Source organism: Cobetia sp. SIMBA_158 (genome assembly GCF_046566945.1).
Classification (GTDB): domain Bacteria; phylum Pseudomonadota; class Gammaproteobacteria; order Pseudomonadales; family Halomonadaceae; genus Cobetia; species Cobetia amphilecti.
In genome coordinates, this window is record NZ_JAWJYL010000061.1 from 1 (window position 1) to 453 (window position 453).

The window sequence follows — 453 nt, forward strand, 5'->3', positions numbered from 1 at the left end:
GGTTTTAATTGCCTATGGGCAAACTGAATGCAGCCCAATCAATAATATAACCGAAACTGATTCATCAATAGAGCGCCAAGTAACAACCGTTGGCCGCGCCCTTGCACATACTGAGGTTAAAATTATTGATGAACTGGGTAACATTCAAAAAATAGGTTTACCCGGTGAAGTATGCTCCAAAGGCGTAGGAATAATGCGCTGCTATTGGAATGACGAAGAAAAAACAAAAGCCACAATAGATAGTGACGGCTGGCTTCATTCAGGCGATTTAGGTGTTATGGATAGCGAAGGATTTGTGAGTATTGTTGGGCGAATTAAAGACATGATTATCCGTGGTGGTGAAAACGTTTACCCTCGAGAAATTGAAGGGGTGCTTTATACTTATCCAGGCATACAAGACGCCGCTGTATTTGGTATCAGCGATGAAAAATACGGTGAAGAAGTGTGTGCGTG

The 453-nt window shown here is 42.4% G+C and carries 1 protein-coding gene; it reads left to right on the forward strand.

Annotation, left to right across the window (positions count from 1 at the left end):
* On the forward strand, nucleotides 1-453 hold a 453-nt coding region (locus tag R2R70_RS18960; protein ID WP_410978743.1), incomplete at both ends, for an AMP-binding protein.